Raw genomic sequence first — 15,309 nt, forward strand, 5'->3', positions numbered from 1 at the left:
TAATCCTTACAGAAATTTTTCACGACCAGCAATTCCCCGTCTTTATCCGGTGCAGGGGTCAAAGGTCGTGGTGGAATTCCTCGATCAGGTGTTTGACGACCGCTTTTCCGGGGTCCTCGCCACGGGCTGCGGCCTCGGCATATACGCGCCGCTGCCGTGTGGCCGAGGTCCCGTTCTGCGCGATCTGTTGCAAGCGCGCCAGTTCGGTCATGGTGCCGAGGGCCTCGGTATCTTCAGCCAATAGGCCCATCAACTCACCCATCAATTCAGGCATGGGTTTGATGGATCGGTCGCCAAAGTCGATCATGCCCTCACCAACCCCATAGCGCTGTGCGCGCCAACGGTTTTCTCCGATCAGGAATTGGTCATAGTTGCGCCAACGTAAGTTTCTGGCTTTCAACCGGCATAGCATCCGGGTCAGCGCCTGGACCATCGCAGCCAAAGACAAGGCGTGTTCCAGCCGCGGTTGCACGTCCATGATCCGCGTCTCAAGCGTTGGGAAGCGGTGTGATGGGCGCAAGTCCCACCAGATTTTCGACGTGTCCTCGATGACACCTAGTTCGACCAAAATGCCTGTGGTGCGCTCATAGTCGGCCCAACTGGCCAAGGCTGGGGGCAAGCCGGTTCGAGGTAGGTTGTCGAAGACTGTCAGGCGGTAGGAAGACAGCCCCGTATCCTCGCCGTTCCAATAGGGGGATGAGGTCGAAAGGGCCAAAAGGTGGGGCAGAAAATAGGAAAGCTGCGGCATAAGGTCGGCGCGCAGGGCAGGGTCATCAATTCCGATATGGACATGCATCCCACAGATCAGCATTCGTCGCGCTACACCGCCAAGTGCATGGTGCAGGGCGTTATAGCGATCTTTTCGCGTATGGCTTTGCTTTTTCCAATCGGCAAACGGATGACACGATACCGCCACCGGGGCGAGGTTATAGTCCGCTGCACGTTTGGCCACGCAAGACCGTAAGCGTTTCAGGTCCTCACGCGCGCCGGCAATGGTCGCATGGGGGCGGGTGCCGACCTCGATCTGACATTGCAGGAATTCGGGGCTGACCTGACCTTGGAAATCGGCCTGACAGGCCTCCATCAAAGCTTCGGGCGCTTCGGCAAGCTCGAACGTGTCCCGATTGACCAGAAGATACTCTTCTTCAATGCCCAGTGTGTATTCCTGCTGCATGGTCGCCCTCGTCGGTTATTGCAATCAGTGAATACGGAAATGACCGCCTTGCCAAGTGTTTGGCTTGCGAAGCCCCCGGCGGCGGCGATAAGAAGCTTTCAGTCAACAGTTCAACCCCCGGAGCGTTCGCGTGAAACCCAGGAAATTCCCCAAGATCAACGACATGCTTTCGGAGCTTGGAGTTAAATTGGTCGACAAAGGACCAGAAGACGACGAGCGCGCCCGGCTTGAGGCATTTGAACGGGCAGGTGGCTTGACCCGTCCCGCTTATGCGTTGTCGCCGGGAATGGAGGGGTTTGATATTGCGCCCCTCGTCGCAGAATACACCGAACATACGGATGCGCTTGCGGCCCTCAAGGACCCCAATCGCAATCAGACGGGGTATCGGATCGGTAACGGTTACTACGATAGTCCCGATGCCGACGCGCTGTATTTGATGATCCGCCGGTTCAAACCCCGGCGTGTGATCGAGGTTGGCTGCGGAAACTCCACGCGCGTTACCCGGCAGGCAATCATCGACGGCGGGCTTGAGACGCAGATCACCGCGATTGATCCCTATCCGCGTGCTGATATCGCTCATGTGGTAGATCATTTCGAGCAGAGACGGCTGGAAGAAGTGGATCCCGCGCTGTTCGATCAGTTGGAGGCGGGCGACGTTCTGTTCATCGATTCCAGCCATGTCGTCCGCATGAGCAATGACGTCGCGCATCTGTTTTGCCGCATCATCCCTGCACTGAAACCCGGTGTCGTGATCCATGTGCACGATGTTTTTTTGCCCTACGAATATCCCAAGCGATTCTTCTATGACTGCCCTGGTTGGGGCGAGCAGTACATGCTGCACGCTTTGCTACAATCTGGCGCGTTTTCAATGCTTTGGCCGGGGTATTACCTGCAACAGGATCGCCCTGATGCGGTCGAGGCTTTGCCGTTCCTGAGCGATGGTCGTGCCCAGAGTATCTGGGTGCAGATCAAAGAAAATTGAACGCAAAGTGATCCGTCCCTGAAAAAACGTCGTACTCCTTTTCATAACACGCTGAGAGGAGATACAGCCATGTTCCGCCAAACACTGATGGGCGCTGCCGCCGCACTTGCACTGACTTTGCCCGTCAAGGCACAAGCCGCTGACATTGTGGATACCGCCGTTTCGGCCGGGTCGTTCGAAACCCTTGTTGCCGCCGTTCAGGCCGCAGGTCTTGTTGAAACGTTGAAAGGTGACGGTCCGTTTACTGTCTTCGCTCCGACTGACGAAGCCTTCGCAGCATTGCCTGAGGGTACGGTCGAAACACTGCTTCTGCCCGAGAATAAGGACCAACTGGTTGAAATTCTGACGTACCACGTTGTTCCTGCTAAGGTCATGTCTGGTGACATTGCCGGAAAACGCGCCAAGGTTCTAACCGTGCAGGGCGACCGTCTGAGCGTGAACGCCAAGCGTGGCGTCAAGGTGAATGATGCAGAAGTCATCCAGGCTGACATCGAAACCAGCAATGGTGTGATCCATGTCGTAGACGCTGTGATCCTGCCTGAATAATAAAGCCAAGCTTTAACAAAAAGCCCCGGTCCCTGTAGGCCGGGGCTTTTTATCAGACCAGACGGACTTGGGTTCCGACCTGGACCAGAGGGTACAATTCTTCGACATGCTGATTGTATAGGCCTATACAGCCAGACGAACTTTGCCGGCCAATTTTTCGCGTATCATGGGTGCCATGCACCAGATAGGCGGGCCAACCCAGATACATCGCGCGCGTTCCAAGTGGGTTCCCCGGTTCTCCGCCTTCCATTCGAATAGGCAGATCAGGATCACGCTCGCGCATCGACGCGGTGGGCGTCCAGCTTGGGTTTTCGCGCTTGCGTACGACTTCGGTATAGCCGCGCTTGGTCAATTCTTCGCTCATGGGAACCGAACTGGGGTACAGTTTGTAAGTCCCATCAGGCCCCCAATAGTGCACCGCGCGGCTTGTGATATCCGCCAACAATGCACCTACACCGAGTTCATCGAAGTGATCCTGCCAGTTTTGTTGTGAGAAAGATGAGACGTTTCTGCGAACCGGAAGCTGAGTGCTAATTGCATCTTCGTTTTGCGGGAACGCGTCCGAACTTTGCGCGCGCACCAAAGCAGGTGTGGCCACTAAGGACGCTACGCCCAACACCGCAGAGCGACGGGTCATTCTGGATTTCGACAATTTTGCCTCCGGATCAGGAACTGCTCAAACAATAGTTTGTGTTGAAAATATTCCTGTTGATCGGGTTTTTCCAGATATAGAGGTCTGAATTTATCGTGAAGCGTTAAAAAACCGGCCCGCTTGGGGCCGGTTTCGTGGGCAGCTGACTTAGTCCATCGCTTTGAAGTTAAACTCGCCACCTTCTTTGATGCCCGAAGGCCAGCGGGCCGTGACGGTTTTGGTGCGGGTGTAGAATTTGAAGCTGTCTGGGCCGTGCTGGTTCAGATCACCGAACATGGATTTCTTCCAGCCGCCAAAGGTGTGATAGGCCAACGGCACCGGGATCGGGACGTTGACGCCGACCATACCGATGTTGATCCGGCTGGCAAAGTCACGTGCAGTGTCACCATCACGCGTAAAGATCGCAGTGCCGTTGCCGTATTCGTGGTCCATTGCCAGACCAATCGCCTCTTCGTACGAACCTGCACGCACGGTGGACAAAACCGGGCCGAAGATCTCTTGCTTGTAGATATCCATTTCCGGCGTTACGTGATCGAACAGGTGCGGGCCAACAAAGAAGCCATCTTCATAGCCTTGCAGGCTGAAATCACGGTTGTCGACGACCAACTTGGCACCTTGTTCCACGCCAGAGTTGATCAGACCCAGAATGCGTTCTTTTGCGGCGGCAGTCACGACGGGGCCCATATCCACGTCGTCACCTGCGGTATAGGGACCGACCTTCAGTTTCTCGATGCGCGGGATCAGCTTTTCGATAAGCGCGTCTGCAGTGTCATCACCGACCGGAACAGCAACCGAAACGGCCATGCAGCGTTCGCCAGCAGCACCGAAACCGGCGCCAACAAGCGCGTCGGCAGCTTTATCCATATCGGCATCGGGCATGACGATCATGTGGTTCTTGGCCCCACCGAAACACTGCGCACGCTTACCATTCGCAGAGGCGCGGCTGTAGATATACTGCGCAATCGGAGTCGAACCCACAAACGAAACACCTTGGATGATCTCGCTGTCCAGAAGGGTGTCGACTGCTTCTTTGTCGCCATTCACAACCTGGAACACACCTTTCGGAAGACCCGCTTCGATGAACAGCTCGGCCAGCATCAACGGGACCGACGGATCACGTTCCGAAGGTTTCAGAACAATAGCGTTGCCGCAGGCCAGCGCGGGGCCTACGTGCCACAAAGGCATCATGGCCGGGAAATTGAACGGCATGATCGAAGCCACGACGCCAAGGGGCTGACGCATCGAATAGATGTCAATTCCGGGGCCAGCGCTGTCTGTGTACTCACCCTTCAGCATCTGAGGGGCACCGACACAGTATTCGATCACTTCCAAACCGCGTTGCAGGTCGCCCTTGGCGTCCGGAATGGTCTTGCCGTGCTCGCGGCTTAGAACTTCGGCCAGCTTGTCCATATCACGGTTGATCAGCCCAACCATGGCCATCATCACGCGCGCGCGTTTTTGTGGGTTGGTTGCGCCCCAGGCGGGTTGCGCTGCAGCCGCGCTTTCGATGGCGGCTGTGGTTTCGGCAGCGCTGGCCATCGGGCATTTGTATTGCACTTCACCAGTGGCCGGGTTGAACACATCGTCAAAGCGACCGGATGTGCCGGCGACGTTTTCGCCGTTAATGAAATGGGACAGTTCGGTCATTGCGAATTCCTCCGGGTTGTCTGAGCGCAGAATAGGCTTGCATAAATCGCATGAACAGGGGCAATAATTCAAAAATATTTTGCAAAAATGCAAAAGGAGGAAGGGTGGTTCCAAACTGGGATGACATGCGGGTGTTTTTGGCCGTCGCGCGTGAGGAAAGCCTATCAGCCGCAGGTCGGCGTCTTAAGATCGACCCGGCGACGGTAGGGCGCAGGGTCGCACGGCTTGAGGCATCGCTGGATGCGCCTTTGTTTACCAAGTCGCAGCAAGGTTATGTTCTGACGCCAATCGGGGAACGCTTGCTTGATCACGGCTTGAAGGCCGAAGAAGCCATGCGGGCCGCATCCGGTTCTGTCTCGGGATCATCCAAGACACTGAGTGGCCAAATCAGGATCGGTGCTCCGGATGGCTGCGCCACGTATCTTTTGCCACAAGTCTGCGCGAAAATCTGCGACGCGAATCCCGACTTGGATATTCAGATTCTGTCTCTGCCCCGTGTGATTAACCTGTCCCGCCGCGAGGCGGATATGGCCATAACGGTCAGCGCGCCCACGGCTGGCCGGTTTCTGGTGCAAAAGATCACGGATTACCAACTACATTTGGTTGCCAGTCAGGAATACCTGAACGCGCAAGCCAAAATTGAGAACCTGGAAGCTCTTAGACGGCATCGATTTATTGGCTATATCCCGGATATGATTTTTGACCGGGAACTCGACTATCTGGTCGATATCGGGGTTGACCGAGTTGCCCTTGCATCGAATTCGATATCGGTTCAGCTGGGGCAAGCATCGCTCGGGTCAGGGGTTTGTGTGGGGCACGATTTTGCGCTGCCATTCCATCCAAACCTGCGGAAAATCCTGACGGATCAGCTTAGTCTGACCCGCAGGTACTTTCTAATCCGACATCAGGGCGATCAACGAAATGAACGCTTGAACCGGTTCGCACAGGCTTTGACTGCCGGAATCCGCGAAGAAGTCGTGCGTCTGGAAGCTGAAGCTTCACCTTGACACATATGGGCATTCCGGCAACGCTTTGTAAAACAGCGAGTTATTTCGGAGGTTTCGCACATGCTGGTTCAGGCCATTCTGAAATCAAAGGCTACGGAAGGGGTCGAAACGGTTACGCCCGATCTCACTGTGTCCGATGCGGCAAAAATCCTTGCAGAAAAGCGGATCGGGACGGTTGTGGTCTCTGAAGACGGGGGGGAAACGGCATCTGGAATTTTGTCGGAACGTGATATTGTGCGAGAGTTGGCTGCAAGCGGAAGTGGTTGTCTGGCGCAACCGGTCAGCGCTTACATGACCAGCGATCTTGTAACTGCGACGCGTCAGGACTCGGTTCAGGATGTCCTCAGCCGCATGACCGAAGGGCGTTTCCGCCATATGCCTGTCGTCGAAGATGGCAAGCTGATCGGTATCGTAACACTTGGGGATGTGGTCAAAGCACAGCTTTCTGAATTGGCGATGGAGAAAGAGGCGCTCCAGACAATGATCATGGGCCACTAATTTCAGACAGGGCCAAAGCGCCCTATTGCACCCGCGGCAGAGTTGTGTTTGCTTGCGCCGAAATTTTATTGCGCAGGAGGGCGCGATGCGGGTCGCATTATATCCCGGAACTTTTGATCCGATCACATTGGGCCATATCGACATTATTCGCCGCGCTGCTGCGATGGTCGACAAGCTTGTGATTGGTGTAGCTATCAACCGAGACAAGGGCCCGTTGTTTTCTTTGGAAGAGCGCGTCGCTATGATCGAAGCCGAGTGCGCACATCTGTCCGAGCAGACTGGTACAGTGATTGTCGCGCATCCCTTCGAAAACCTGCTGATTGATTGCGCACGCGACGTTGGAGCGCAAACCATAGTGCGCGGATTGCGGGCCGTGGCTGATTTTGAGTACGAATTTCAAATGGTTGGAATGAATCGCGCGCTGGATGATTCGATCGAAACGGTCTTTCTGATGGCCGAGGCGCGCCATCAGGCGATCGCGTCCAAGCTGGTCAAAGAAATTGCGCGGCTGGGCGGGGACGTATCCAAATTCGTTACGCCCCGCGTTGCTACAGCCTTACAGAGCCGCTTACGCTGACGCACCCATTGCCATTGCAGTATCCAGCATACGGTTGGAGAAACCCCATTCGTTATCATACCAGGCCAGAACCCGGACCAATGTCCCGTCGGTTACCTTTGTTTCAGCCAATGACACGGTCGAGCTGTGGGAATCGTGATTGAAGTCGACCGATATCAAGGGGCGTTTCTCAGCCGCCAGAACACCCGGGATCTTCTCGGCAGCAGCGACAAACAAGGCATTCACCTCTTCCTCGGTCGTTGGGCGTGAAACCTCGGCAACAAGATCAACAACCGAAACATTCGGGGTTGGAACCCTAATGGCTTGTCCTGTCAGTTTTCCCTGAAGTTGTGGAAGAACCAGACCCACTGCGGCGGCTGCGCCGGTTGTCGTAGGAATCATCGACAACGCGGCAGCGCGGGAAAGGTAGGGGTCCTTGCCAGCTGTATCATGGACGGGTTGGCTGGCGGTATAAGCATGGACGGTTGTCATGTTGCCATGCACAATTCCCAGGCCATCGTCCAACGCGGCTGCAACTGGCGACAGGCAGTTGGTCGTGCATGATGCATTTGATACGATAATATCGTCGGCTGTCAGTTCGTGATCATTCACCCCGTAAACCACGGTTTTGACGCCGCCATCCCCGCGTGCGGGGGCTGAAATCAGCACCTTGCTTGCCCCGTTTTCCAGATGACGAGCTGCGGCTTCTCGCGTGCGAAACACTCCAGTGCACTCCAACACGACATCAATATCCGACCAGTCCAGTTTTTCCGGCTCACGCTCGCTTGTCAGGCGAATAGGGCCAGCGCCCACATCCAAGCCAGCTTCGGTGAGCTTTACAGGTTTGAAATACCGGCCATGGACGCTGTCGAATTCAAACATATGTGCGTTCATCTCGGGTTTGGCGAGATCATTGATCGCGACGATTTCAACGTCTTTGCGGCCACTTTCCATCACGGCGCGCAAGACGCCACGTCCGATCCGTCCAAATCCATTGATTGCAAGCTTGAGTGTCATGATCCGCTCCGTCGCGTGTCGTCCAATAAAAGGTTAGCGCTAACAAAGCCAAATTGATCAAAAAGTCAAGTAAAACCTACCTCATCGCCAGAATGCGATCCAATCCAGGAAATCGTAGAGTTTTTTGCCCAGAAAAAGCAGATGCTCTGTCCCATAGATGGCGACATCGGCAATCAGGATGCCAAGGATCACAAGGCCAAGCCAGATAGCTAGTTGATTGGTCATAGAGGCCCCGAACAGAAATGCCCGCCCAGATAACCTGAGCGGGCAAAAAGGTTCAAGAATTCAAACGGGTTTTAGTTAAGGCGGCCCATTGCCACAGCGACATCGGCCATGCGAACTGAGAAGGCCCATTCGTTGTCGTACCATGCCAGAACGCGCACCATGCGGTCATTGACAACGCGGGTCTGGTCCGGAGCGAAGATTGAGCTTTCCTCGGTATGGTTGAAGTCTGTCGAGACCAGTGGGGCGGGTTCGTAACCCAGAACGCGCTGCATATGACCTTGCGAGGCTTCACGGACAATCGCGTTCACCTCATCCACAGTCACATCGCGACCGGCGCGGAATGTTAGGTCAACAGCGGATACATTCGGGGTCGGAACCCGGATGGCCGAGCCATCCAGACGACCCTTGAGGTTCGGCAGAACCTCACCCAGCGCCTTGGCAGCACCGGTCGAAGTCGGGATCATCGACATAGCGGCAGCGCGAGCGCGGTACAGGTCGCTGTGGCGACGGTCCAGCGTGGGCTGGTCGCCAGTATAGGCGTGGATCGTGGTCATGATGCCATGCTCGATCCCGATGCCTTCGTCCAGAACCTTGGCAAGCGGAGCAAGGCAGTTCGTGGTGCAGGAGCCGTTCGAAACCATTTTGTCATCAGCAACAAGGCTGTTGTGGTTCACGCCATAGACGATGGTTTTATCTACATTCTTGCCCGGTGCGGACAGCAGAACCTTTTGCGCTCCACGCTCAAGGTGAGTCTTGGCCTTCAGGCCGTCATTGAACTTGCCGGTGCACTCCAGAACGACGTCGCAACCTTCCCAGTCCAATTCGTTCATGTCGTAGGTCGAGAACATCTCCATGGGGCCGCGGCCCAGATCCATGGTGTTGCCCTCGATCGAGACGTCGCGGGGGAAGCGCCCGTGGACGCTGTCATATTTCAGCAGATGCGCCGTGGTTTCCAGCGGGCCGGTTGCGTTGACCTTGATCACTTCGATGTCGTTGCGGGCCGATGCCGCGATATGCGACAGGGTGCAGCGGCCGATACGGCCAAAACCATTGATGCCGACCTTGATGGTCATATGACGCCTCCAAAATGCGCTTGCGTTGCAGGCGATATAGCGGCCCTAACGCGTTCTCAAAAGAGTAAAAGTGACATATTTTTAACGTGTTAGCGCAAACCTTCTCCGGTATCGCTAACGCTTGCGCTAGCTGAAAGATCAGGTAGGGTCCACCTGCGGCAGGTTACAGGAAGGAACAAGGCATGAGCGGTCTTTTGGCATTGCTGGACGATGTTGCCGGAATTGCAAAAGTTGCGGCATCGTCGGTTGATGATGTTGTTGCAGCGGCTGGCAAGGCCGGGGCCAAAACGGCGGGTGTAATCATCGACGATGCCGCCGTGACGCCGAAATACGTGCAAGGTTTCGCCCCGGCGCGTGAGTTGCCGATCATCTGGCGCATCGCGCGCGGGTCGGTTTTCAACAAGATCGTGCTGCTGCTGCCCGTTGCGCTGTTGCTGGCTAATTTCGCGCCTTGGCTGATCACGCCTTTGTTGATGCTGGGCGGGTCTTATCTGTGTTTCGAGGGGGCTGAGAAGATTTTCCATGTCCTCTTCCCCCATGGCAGCCACGTCATCGACGAAGATATGAAAATCCGCGATCCGGGCCATCTGGAAGAGCAAAAAGTCAAAGGCGCAATAAAGACCGATTTCATCCTGTCGGCCGAAATCATGACCATCGCGCTTGCCGCCATCGAGGCGCCGAACATCTGGATGCAGGCGGCGACGCTGGCTGTTGTCGGGATCGGTGTGACGGTGGCGGTCTATGGCTCGGTGGCGTTGATCGTGAAGATGGATGATGTGGGCCTGTTCCTTGCGCAGAACGCACCAACCCCGATCGGGCGCGGAACCGGGCGAGGCTTGGTCAAAGCCATGCCGATTGTGATGAAAGTACTCTCTATCGTCGGGACCGCTGCGATGCTGTGGGTCGGCGGGTCGATCATCATCCACGGGCTCGAGGTTTTGGGCTTTGGCTGGCTGGGCCACCACATTCACGACTGGGCCTATGCGGTGGGCCATATGGTATCTGCTCAATACGAGGGCGCCGTGGAGTGGATAGCCAAGGCCGCCATGGACGGAGTATTCGGACTGGCTTGGGGGATGGTACTAATCCCCCCGGCGACGAAACTGTTAAAATCACACTGAACGATAAAATCCGCGCCGTCGTTTTGGCGACGCGGATTAGCGTTAGAACCCGTTAGTGTTGCCTTTCACCACGACGCCAGACCCGTCAATCTTGCCATCTTTGACCAGGGTAACGGCGGCTCCGTCAATTTTCAGGTCCCAGCAGTTTTTGGGATCATCGCCATACTGAAAGCACATTCCATTATCTGTTGCTTCCCACTTGCCCGAATAGCCTTCGCCTTTGATGGTGCCGTCGGCTGCATAATACTCGGTAAACGCGCCTGACAGCATACCGCCTGCATAGGTGTGGTCGGCCATCGTTTTTTGAATTTCTTCCTTGCTGGCGAAATCCCCCGCGAATGCTGGGGCGGCCAGGATCACTGCTACGGCGCTCAGTACGGCGTGTTTCTTCATTTCTAAACTTCCCTGTGACCTTATTGCCTTCAGCACTTAAGGCGTTATGGCCTACGAAATAGGGCAGGTGGGATCACGACGCCTCACCAGTCTGTGAGGGTGTGGCGCGAAAAAAAGGCGGCCCATACGGACCGCCTGTTTCCTTTGGACTGACGTCGGGAATTAACCCAGCAGTTCCTTGACTTTGGCAACGGTGGCCTCGGCAGTGATGCCGAAATGCTTATACAGCTCACCCGCAGGGGCTGAAGCACCAAAGCCAGACATGCCGATGAACCCGGCTTTGGCTTCACGGCCACGCTCGCCCAGCAGCCAGCGGTCCCAGCCACCGGCGCGCACGGCGGCCTCAATCCCGACGCGGACGGCACCGGCGGGCAGCACGCGCTTGCGATAGGCTTCGTCCTGCTCGGCGAACAACTCCATACAGGGCATGGAGACGACGCGTGTGCCGATGCCTTCGACCTCGAGCATAGCCTTGGCTTCCATCGCCAGCGAGACCTCGGAGCCGGTGGCGATCAGGATGGCCTGACGTTTGCCCTCGGCCTCGGCCAGAACATAGGCGCCTTGCGCGGACAGGTTTTTGGTCTTGTGCTGGGTGCGCACGGTCGGCACGCCCTGACGGGTCAGCGACAGGACCGAGGGGCTGTCCTTGAAGGTCAGCGCCAGTTCCCACGCCTCAGCCGTTTCAACCGTATCGGCGGGGCGGAACACATAGGTGTTGGGCGTCGCGCGGCTGATGGCCAGATGTTCGACCGGCTGGTGGGTCGGGCCGTCTTCGCCCAGACCGATGGAATCGTGGGTCATCACGAAGACCGACGGGATTTTCATCAACGCGGCCAGACGCATGGACGGGCGGGCATAGTCGGTGAAGGCCATGAAGGTGCCACCATATGGGCGGATGCCACCGTGCAGCGCCATGCCGTTCATCGCAGCGGCCATGCCGTGTTCGCGGATACCGTAGTGAATGTAACGGCCCTTGCGGTTTTCCGGCAGGAACACGCCCATATCCGCCGACTTGGTGTTGTTCGACCCAGTCAGGTCAGCCGATCCGCCAACGGTTTCCGTCATGATCGGATTCACGACGTTCAGAACCTTTTCCGACGAGGCGCGGGTGGCCAGTTTCGGTTGATCTTCCGACGCTTGTTTCTTGAACGCACGGATCGCACCAGCCAGTTTCTTGGGCGCTTCAAACGCGTAGGCACGGTTGAACTCGGCCTGTTTGCGCTCGGACAGGTCGGCAAAGCGGGCCTCCCATTCGGCGCGCTCGGCTGCACCGCGTGCACCGATCGCTTCCCATGCGGATTTCACATCGGCGGGGATTTCAAACGCGCCATGCGGCCAGCCATAGCCGTCTTTGGCGGCTTTCAACTGATCCTGATCGGTCAGCGCACCGTGGCCTTTCGAAGTGTCCTGCGCTGCGTGACCCAATGCAATGTGGCTTTCGCAGGCAATCATGGTTGGCTTGTTCGACTTTTTCGCCTGCAGGATGGCCGCGTCGATGGCCTGCGGATCGTGTCCGTCAATCTCGATCACATGCCAGCCTGAGGCCGCGAAACGGCGCACCTGATCGGTGCGGTCTGCGATGTCCACGGTGCCGTCGATGGTGATGTTGTTGTTGTCCCAGAAAACAATCAGCTTGCTCAGCTCGTGACGTCCGGCAAGGGTGATGGCTTCTTGGCTGACCCCTTCCATCAGGCAGCCGTCGCCCGCGATCACATAGGTATAGTGGTCAACGACCTTTTTGCCGTATTGCGCGCGCTGGATTTCCTCGGCCATGGCAAAACCGACGGCGTTCGAGATGCCCTGACCCAGTGGGCCGGTGGTGGTCTCGATGCCATTGACCAAGAAGTTCTCGGGGTGGCCTGCGGTTTTTGCGCCCAGCTGGCGGAAGTTCTTGATCTCGTCCAGAGTGACGTCAGCGTGGCCTGTAAGATAGAGCAAGGAATAGATCAGCATCGAGCCGTGACCTGCAGACAGGATAAACCGGTCACGATCGGGCCAGTTCGGCGCCGAGGCGTCAAATTTCAGGTGCTTTTCGAACAGCACGGTCGCGACGTCGGCCATGCCCATCGGCATGCCGGAATGGCCGGAATTGGCGGCGGCGACGGCATCAAGGGTCAATGTGCGGATGGCCGCAGCCTTGTCCCAATGTTCGGGGTTTGCATTGCGCAGCGCAGTCAGGTCCACGGGCGTTATTCCTTTGGATTACAGGCAGATTGCGCGCTGAATACCACTCAGTCCTCAAAGTGCAAGCAGAACCGGGGGTTACAAGGGTGAACTGCTTCAAGAACGCGGCTCAAGTATTTGAAAGCAAACAGTGGGTATTTTCCGCGCCATTCGGTTAGACTAGACCAATTCGTGAATTAAGTTGATTCGGATGAACCGCAGCACACGGAACCTTGATAAAGAGGTGGCAGGGGCATGAGCCAGATCGAAGAATTACAGCGCCGTATTGTTGTCGCGATGGAACGTATCGGTGCAAGCGTGGACGCCATGGGGGCAATGTCAGAACCTTCGCGCGCAGCGGATGAAACGTTGCGTGCCGCGCTGGATGACGAACGTGTAGCAAATGCGCAATTGGAAGAACGTCTTAGAACCCTCAAGCAACGCCATGAACAGGAAGTCGACGCAATGCGCGCCGATATGGAGAGCTTGCGTTCGGTTCCTGCTGAACACCCAGAAAACTCAGCTTTGCGCGAGCAATTGGCTGAAGCAACCGCGAAACTGGCCGCAGTAGAAGCCGCCCGTGCAGAGCTTGCGGACGCCAAGGCGGCTTTAGAAGATCAGGACGAGCTTGCAGTTTTGAAGGCGGAGAACGATCGGTTGCAGGCAACTGCAAGCATGGCAGAGGAGTTGAAGGCCGAGAATGCGCGTTTGAAATCGGAACTGGCTGATAGCGAGCGGGTCGCTGAGTTAAGTGCCGAGCTTGAGATGTTGCGCGCGGAACGCAGCAGTCACGGGGCGGCTATGTCTCGTTTGGATGACGATCTGCAGCGTATGCGCAAGGCTAATGAACAGTTGCGCAATTCGGTCGATGAACTGCGCGCTGCGTCCGAGGGCGGTTTGCCGGATGCCGAACTTCTGAACCGCGCAACAGTAGCCGAACTGGAAGCGACCCGAGCCGCTCAGGCCACGGACGCGGCCGAGGCGCATGCTGTGTTGGCGCGACTAGAGCCGCTTTTGTCGCAAGCCAAGCTGGCTGAAGGAGAGGTGGAGTAATGCCCGAGGTAACCATTCAAATCGGTGGGCGGGGTTTTGACGTCTCATGTCAGGACGGAGAAGAAGTGTTCCTGCAAGCCGCCGCTAAGATGTTGGACGACGAAGCACAGGTTCTTTCTGATCAAATAGGACGAATGCCCGAGTCCAGAATGCTGCTGATGGCCGGCCTCATGCTTGCTGACAAAACGGCCGCGTCGGAAGATCAGATTAGTTCCCTGCAAGCAAAATTGGCCGAGGCCGAGGCCGAAATTCAGGCTTTGCGCAACAAACCGCAGCCTGAGCCCGAAAGGGTCGAGGTAGCGGTTGTGCCGCCTTCCGTGACAGACACGCTAGCTGAATTGGCGGCGCGTGCCGAAGCGCTTGCCTCGGTTGTGGAAGAAAAGACTTCGGGATGATATTGCGTCGGATATCTGCTGTTTTCGTGGCGACGGTGTTGGGAAGCACGGCTTGGGCGGAACTCGACGTTCTCCCTGTTACCTTCACCTGCGACAATGCCGTTCCTCTTGAGGTGGTGTTCTTTAACGCCTCGGACGGCTCGAGCGCCGCGGCCATGCTGGTCGATAATCAACTGATCGCACTAGAGCAAAGTATCAGTGGATCGGGAATCCAGTACAGATCCAGCGGAAATGGCGGCACCTATATTCTGCGGTCCAAAGGTTGGGATGCAACGGTCAGCTTTCTGGCGACAGGGGATGCCGCCAGCGAGCAGGTTATACTAGAGAATTGCTCCAGCCGGTGATCAGGCGTTTGCTTCGCGGATCTTGTCGGCGGCTTCTTTGTTGTAACCAACACCGTTGTCATCAAAAAGCGTGTCCAACTCGCCTGACAGAGTCATCTCGGTGATGATGTCGCAACCGCCGACGAATTCGCCTTTGACGTAAAGCTGCGGTACGGTCGGCCAGTCGGAATAATCCTTGATGCCCTGACGGACCTCTTCATCCGCTAGAACGTTCACGTCGGCATAGTCGACGCCCATATAGTTCAGCACACCAGCCACGCGGGACGAGAACCCGCATTGAGGCATTTCCTTGGTGCCCTTCATATAAAGCACCACATCGTTGGCTTTGACGGTTTCGTCGATCTGGGTTTTCACGTCAGTCATTTCGCGTTTCCTTTGCTCTTCGGCATCATCGCTTTGGCGAAGTCTTGTGGGTCTTTGGGAATATGGGTCTGCGTTGAACGAATTGCACCGTCATGCGAAT

18 protein-coding genes are annotated in these 15,309 nt (G+C 56.5%); 9 read left to right on the forward strand and 9 right to left on the reverse strand.

The annotated features are described in order from the left end of the window. Nucleotides 1-58: 58 nt before the first annotated feature. Entirely contained in the window at nucleotides 59-1,174 is a 1,116-nt protein-coding gene (locus tag J7380_RS17065; protein ID WP_209196923.1) for a carboxylate-amine ligase, read from the reverse strand. Nucleotides 1,175-1,304: 130 nt separating this feature from the next. On the opposite strand from J7380_RS17065, the gene J7380_RS17070 reads away from it, so the two are divergent. Both J7380_RS17070 and J7380_RS17075 read left to right on the forward strand, forming a co-directional pair. Beyond that, complete coding sequence (locus J7380_RS17070; protein ID WP_209196924.1) at nucleotides 1,305-2,156, forward strand: class I SAM-dependent methyltransferase; 852 nt, start codon at nucleotides 1,305-1,307, stop codon at nucleotides 2,154-2,156. A gap of 69 nt (nucleotides 2,157-2,225) precedes the next feature. After that, nucleotides 2,226-2,702, forward strand: a complete 477-nt coding sequence (locus J7380_RS17075) for a fasciclin domain-containing protein (RefSeq protein WP_170354064.1) — start codon at nucleotides 2,226-2,228, stop codon at nucleotides 2,700-2,702. A gap of 52 nt (nucleotides 2,703-2,754) precedes the next feature. On the opposite strand, the gene J7380_RS17080 is transcribed toward J7380_RS17075, so the two are convergent. Both J7380_RS17080 and J7380_RS17085 read right to left on the reverse strand, forming a co-directional pair. Further along, nucleotides 2,755-3,339: a L,D-transpeptidase gene (locus tag J7380_RS17080; RefSeq protein ID WP_209196925.1), complete on the reverse strand. Its 585-nt coding sequence runs from the start codon at nucleotides 3,337-3,339 to the stop codon at nucleotides 2,755-2,757. Nucleotides 3,340-3,501: 162 nt separating this feature from the next. After that, nucleotides 3,502-5,001, reverse strand: a complete 1,500-nt coding sequence (locus J7380_RS17085; protein WP_209196926.1) for a CoA-acylating methylmalonate-semialdehyde dehydrogenase — start codon at nucleotides 4,999-5,001, stop codon at nucleotides 3,502-3,504. Nucleotides 5,002-5,105: 104 nt separating this feature from the next. Here J7380_RS17085 and J7380_RS17090 point away from each other — a divergent pair, with 104 nt between their 5' ends. The 3 genes from J7380_RS17090 (at nucleotide 5,106) to coaD (ending at nucleotide 7,083) form a co-directional block, all read left to right on the forward strand. Next, complete coding sequence (locus tag J7380_RS17090; protein ID WP_209196927.1) at nucleotides 5,106-6,008, forward strand: LysR family transcriptional regulator; 903 nt, start codon at nucleotides 5,106-5,108, stop codon at nucleotides 6,006-6,008. Nucleotides 6,009-6,068: 60 nt separating this feature from the next. Continuing rightward, nucleotides 6,069-6,506 (forward strand): CBS domain-containing protein, encoded by a 438-nt coding sequence (locus J7380_RS17095; protein ID WP_209196928.1) that lies wholly within the window; start codon nucleotides 6,069-6,071, stop codon nucleotides 6,504-6,506. Between the two features lie 85 nt (nucleotides 6,507-6,591). Continuing rightward, complete coding sequence (gene coaD / locus J7380_RS17100) at nucleotides 6,592-7,083, forward strand: pantetheine-phosphate adenylyltransferase (RefSeq protein ID WP_209196929.1); 492 nt, start codon at nucleotides 6,592-6,594, stop codon at nucleotides 7,081-7,083. Here the strand turns inward: coaD and gap (J7380_RS17105) are convergent. From gap (J7380_RS17105) to gap (J7380_RS17115), 3 genes are all read right to left on the reverse strand, one after another. Next, complete coding sequence (gap, locus tag J7380_RS17105) at nucleotides 7,075-8,079, reverse strand: type I glyceraldehyde-3-phosphate dehydrogenase (RefSeq protein ID WP_209196930.1); 1,005 nt, start codon at nucleotides 8,077-8,079, stop codon at nucleotides 7,075-7,077. The two genes, coaD and gap (J7380_RS17105), sit on opposite strands and share 9 nt — an antisense overlap. Nucleotides 8,080-8,160: 81 nt before the next feature. Further along, nucleotides 8,161-8,304: a hypothetical protein gene (locus J7380_RS17110; RefSeq protein ID WP_209196931.1), complete on the reverse strand. Its 144-nt coding sequence runs from the start codon at nucleotides 8,302-8,304 to the stop codon at nucleotides 8,161-8,163. 71 nt (nucleotides 8,305-8,375) lie between these two features. Continuing rightward, complete coding sequence (gap, locus tag J7380_RS17115; RefSeq protein WP_209196932.1) at nucleotides 8,376-9,377, reverse strand: type I glyceraldehyde-3-phosphate dehydrogenase; 1,002 nt, start codon at nucleotides 9,375-9,377, stop codon at nucleotides 8,376-8,378. A 182-nt stretch (nucleotides 9,378-9,559) separates the two neighbouring features. On the opposite strand from gap (J7380_RS17115), the gene J7380_RS17120 reads away from it, so the two are divergent. Further along, a complete protein-coding gene (locus J7380_RS17120) occupies nucleotides 9,560-10,498 on the forward strand; it encodes a DUF808 domain-containing protein (RefSeq protein WP_209196933.1) in 939 nt (312 codons plus the stop codon). Between the two features lie 42 nt (nucleotides 10,499-10,540). Here J7380_RS17120 and J7380_RS17125 read toward each other — a convergent pair whose 3' ends face one another. Together J7380_RS17125 and tkt are read right to left on the reverse strand one after the other, a co-directional pair. Continuing rightward, nucleotides 10,541-10,891, reverse strand: a complete 351-nt coding sequence (locus J7380_RS17125) for a hypothetical protein (protein WP_209196934.1) — start codon at nucleotides 10,889-10,891, stop codon at nucleotides 10,541-10,543. A 162-nt stretch (nucleotides 10,892-11,053) separates the two neighbouring features. Beyond that, on the reverse strand, nucleotides 11,054-13,075 hold the full coding sequence (tkt, locus tag J7380_RS17130; protein WP_209196935.1) for a transketolase: 2,022 nt from the start codon (nucleotides 13,073-13,075) through the stop codon (nucleotides 11,054-11,056). A 234-nt stretch (nucleotides 13,076-13,309) separates the two neighbouring features. Between tkt and J7380_RS17135 the strand changes: the two genes are divergently transcribed. Genes J7380_RS17135 through J7380_RS17145 form a run of 3 tightly spaced genes read left to right on the forward strand, consistent with a single transcriptional unit; the run spans nucleotide 13,310 to nucleotide 14,846 of the window. Then, a complete protein-coding gene (locus J7380_RS17135) occupies nucleotides 13,310-14,107 on the forward strand; it encodes a hypothetical protein (protein ID WP_209196936.1) in 798 nt (265 codons plus the stop codon). Further along, a complete protein-coding gene (locus J7380_RS17140; RefSeq protein ID WP_209196937.1) occupies nucleotides 14,107-14,502 on the forward strand; it encodes a cell division protein ZapA in 396 nt (131 codons plus the stop codon). The genes J7380_RS17135 and J7380_RS17140 overlap by 1 nt, the downstream gene beginning before the upstream one ends. Further along, nucleotides 14,499-14,846 carry an MliC family protein gene (locus J7380_RS17145; protein ID WP_209196938.1) on the forward strand — a complete coding sequence of 116 codons (348 nt, stop codon included), beginning with the start codon at nucleotides 14,499-14,501 and terminating at the stop codon, nucleotides 14,844-14,846. Before J7380_RS17140 ends, J7380_RS17145 begins: the two co-directional genes overlap by 4 nt. On the opposite strand, the gene grxD is transcribed toward J7380_RS17145, so the two are convergent. Then, nucleotides 14,847-15,209: a Grx4 family monothiol glutaredoxin gene (grxD, locus tag J7380_RS17150; protein ID WP_170354079.1), complete on the reverse strand. Its 363-nt coding sequence runs from the start codon at nucleotides 15,207-15,209 to the stop codon at nucleotides 14,847-14,849. Nucleotides 15,210-15,309: the final 100 nt, after the last annotated feature.

It is taken from the genome of Ruegeria sp. R8_1, from assembly GCF_017743815.1.
GTDB classification, from domain to species: Bacteria; Pseudomonadota; Alphaproteobacteria; order Rhodobacterales; family Rhodobacteraceae; genus Ruegeria; species Ruegeria lacuscaerulensis_A.

Coding starts and splice junctions, on each gene's coding strand:
- J7380_RS17065 (WP_209196923.1), bottom strand. CDS start 1,174: ATGCAGCAGGAATACACACTGGGCATTGAAGAAGAGTATCTTCTGGTC.
- J7380_RS17075 (WP_170354064.1), top strand. CDS start 2,226: ATGTTCCGCCAAACACTGATGGGCGCTGCCGCCGCACTTGCACTGACT.
- J7380_RS17080 (WP_209196925.1), bottom strand. CDS start 3,339: ATGACCCGTCGCTCTGCGGTGTTGGGCGTAGCGTCCTTAGTGGCCACA.
- J7380_RS17085 (WP_209196926.1), bottom strand. CDS start 5,001: ATGACCGAACTGTCCCATTTCATTAACGGCGAAAACGTCGCCGGCACA.
- J7380_RS17095 (WP_209196928.1), top strand. CDS start 6,069: ATGCTGGTTCAGGCCATTCTGAAATCAAAGGCTACGGAAGGGGTCGAA.
- coaD (WP_209196929.1), top strand. CDS start 6,592: ATGCGGGTCGCATTATATCCCGGAACTTTTGATCCGATCACATTGGGC.
- gap (WP_209196930.1), bottom strand. CDS start 8,079: ATGACACTCAAGCTTGCAATCAATGGATTTGGACGGATCGGACGTGGC.
- J7380_RS17110 (WP_209196931.1), bottom strand. CDS start 8,304: ATGACCAATCAACTAGCTATCTGGCTTGGCCTTGTGATCCTTGGCATC.
- gap (WP_209196932.1), bottom strand. CDS start 9,377: ATGACCATCAAGGTCGGCATCAATGGTTTTGGCCGTATCGGCCGCTGC.
- J7380_RS17120 (WP_209196933.1), top strand. CDS start 9,560: ATGAGCGGTCTTTTGGCATTGCTGGACGATGTTGCCGGAATTGCAAAA.
- J7380_RS17125 (WP_209196934.1), bottom strand. CDS start 10,891: ATGAAGAAACACGCCGTACTGAGCGCCGTAGCAGTGATCCTGGCCGCC.
- J7380_RS17135 (WP_209196936.1), top strand. CDS start 13,310: ATGAGCCAGATCGAAGAATTACAGCGCCGTATTGTTGTCGCGATGGAA.
- J7380_RS17140 (WP_209196937.1), top strand. CDS start 14,107: ATGCCCGAGGTAACCATTCAAATCGGTGGGCGGGGTTTTGACGTCTCA.
- J7380_RS17145 (WP_209196938.1), top strand. CDS start 14,499: ATGATATTGCGTCGGATATCTGCTGTTTTCGTGGCGACGGTGTTGGGA.
- grxD (WP_170354079.1), bottom strand. CDS start 15,209: ATGACTGACGTGAAAACCCAGATCGACGAAACCGTCAAAGCCAACGAT.